Source organism: Streptomyces torulosus, assembly GCF_001419765.1.
GTDB lineage: Bacteria > Actinomycetota > Actinomycetes > Streptomycetales > Streptomycetaceae > Streptomyces > Streptomyces torulosus.
In genome coordinates this window covers 1-1,968 of sequence record NZ_LIRK01000795.1, presented here as the reverse complement: position 1 = coordinate 1,968, position 1,968 = coordinate 1, and the positions used below count along the sequence as shown (strand labels likewise).

Sequence of the window (1,968 nt, the reverse complement as noted above, 5' to 3'; positions counted from 1 at the left end):
CTTGATGGTCTGGCCGCGGAGGGGGGAGGCCTCCAGGACCGGGGCCTTCTTCGACGCGGCGGCGGCCGGAGCCGCGGCGGTCGGGGCCGGGGCGGCGGCAGCGGCCTTCGCGGCCTCGGCGGCGGCGATGACGTCCTGCTTGCGGATACGACCGCCGACACCGGTGCCCTTGACGGACGCCAGGTCGACACCGTTCTCCGCGGCCAGACCATCAAGATGCCGCGCATCCGCAAGGTCATCGGCGACAACATGGTCAAGGCGCTGCACGAGCAGGCGCAGCTGTCCTCGGTCGTCGAGGTCGACGTGACCCGTCTGATGAAGCTGCGTGCCAAGGCGAAGGACTCCTTCGCGGCCCGCGAGGGTGTGAAGCTCTCCCCGATGCCGTTCTTCGTGAAGGCGGCGGCCCAGGCGCTGAAGGCCCACCCGGCCATCAACGCCCGGATCAACGAGGCCGAGGGCACCATCACGTACTTCGACACGGAGAACGTCGGCATCGCCGTGGACTCCGAGAAGGGCCTGATGACCCCGGTCATCAAGCACGCGGGCGACCTCAACATCGCCGGCATCGCCAAGGCCACCGCCGACCTGGCAGGCAAGGTCCGGGCCAACAAGATCACTCCGGACGAGCTGTCCGGCGCGACCTTCACCATCTCCAACACCGGCTCGCGCGGCGCGCTCTTCGACACGATCATCGTGCCGCCGAACCAGGTCGCGATCCTCGGCATCGGCGCCACGGTCAAGCGCCCCGCCGTGATCGAGACGGAGGAGGGCACGGTCATCGGCGTCCGCGACATGACCTACCTGACCCTCTCCTACGACCACCGCCTGGTCGACGGCGCCGACGCGGCCCGTTACCTGACGGCGGTCAAGGCGATCCTGGAGGCGGGCGAGTTCGAGGTCGAGCTCGGCCTGTAAGGGTCCACCACCGCAGTACGACGGTGCCCGTCCGGAGCTTCCGGGCGGGCACCGCTGTTTTTCCCTGTCCGGCGGGGCCGGGGGTCTCCGGGGGACACGACCATGACCGCTCCGCAGCTCGGCCGGTACGGGTCTTTACAGACGGGGCCACCATGGGAGCGTGTAAGTCTCGTCTCACCTGCGAGAAAGCGCCCCCGTGCGCCCCTCACGGGTGGCGTCGCGGCTTTATTGTCTATGGGTCAACGCCCTTGGGGCTCAGTCCCCCGCCGAAGGAGCCCGCATGACCACCGCGCCCGTCGTCCACTCGCTGCGCGAACAGATCCGCGAGCACATCGTGGAGGGGATCGTGAGCGGGCGCTGGAAGCCGGGTGAGCGGATCGTGGAGCGGCGCATCGCGACGGAGCTGGAGGTCAGCCAGACGCCGGTGCGGGAGGCGCTGCGCGAGCTGGAGTCGCTGCGGCTGATCGAGTCCGCGCCGAACAAGGGCGTACGGGTGCGGAACCTCACGGCGGCCGATCTGGAGGAGAGTTACCCGGTCAGGGCCGGTCTGGAGGCGATCGCGGCGGAGCTGGCGGCCGAGCGGCTGGCGGAGGACTGCTCGGCGCTGGAGCCGCATGTCGCCGCGCTCTACGAGGCGGACCGCAACTCCGACGGCACGTCCCAGGTACGGCACACCGTCGCCTTCCACCGCGAGCTGGTCCGGGCCGCCGGCAACTCCGTGCTGCTGCACACCTGGGAGGGCCTCGGCATCGAGGTCTTCACGGCCCTCTCCATCCGCTGGCTCGGCACGGTCCAGCAGTCCTACGCGGAGGAGCACGAGGAGTTGGTCGCCGCGTTCCGCCGCCGGGATCCGCGCATCGCGGACCTGGTCAAGGCCCACGTCCTGGGCTGCGCCCCGCACACCGACGACGAGCCGGCGTAGCGGTTCCGGGGCCGCCGGGGGGTGCGTTTTCGGCCGCTGGTGTTGGGGGTCGGGGACCGTTCTCGACCGCCGGCGAGTGGGGGCTTGTCGCGCAGTTCCCCGCGCCGCTGAAGGGAACGGGCCTGCGGCCC

At 70.7% G+C, this 1,968-nt stretch carries 2 protein-coding genes and 1 pseudogene; 2 read left to right on the top strand and 1 reads right to left on the bottom strand.

What is annotated here, in order from left to right; genetic code table 11:
• Positions 1–267: E3 binding domain-containing protein (locus AOK23_RS46230; RefSeq protein WP_420823793.1), on the bottom strand; the 267-nt coding region annotated here is incomplete at its 3' end.
• Here AOK23_RS46230 and AOK23_RS40065 point away from each other — a divergent pair.
• Both AOK23_RS40065 and AOK23_RS40060 read left to right on the top strand, forming a co-directional pair.
• Positions 193–915 (top strand): annotated as a pseudogene (locus tag AOK23_RS40065) (2-oxo acid dehydrogenase subunit E2); the annotation flags it as partial. The gene AOK23_RS46230 and the pseudogene AOK23_RS40065 sit on opposite strands and share 75 nt — an antisense overlap.
• A 280-nt stretch (positions 916–1,195) precedes the next feature.
• A complete protein-coding gene (locus AOK23_RS40060) occupies positions 1,196–1,837 on the top strand; it encodes a GntR family transcriptional regulator (RefSeq protein ID WP_055717344.1) in 642 nt (213 codons plus the stop codon).
• The last annotated feature ends 131 nt before the right edge of the window (positions 1,838–1,968 follow it).

Bases quoted from the DNA above. Each gene is read 5' to 3' on its own strand.
- AOK23_RS40060 (WP_055717344.1), top strand. From the start codon at position 1,196: ATGACCACCGCGCCCGTCGTCCACTCGCTGCGCGAACAGATCCGCGAG.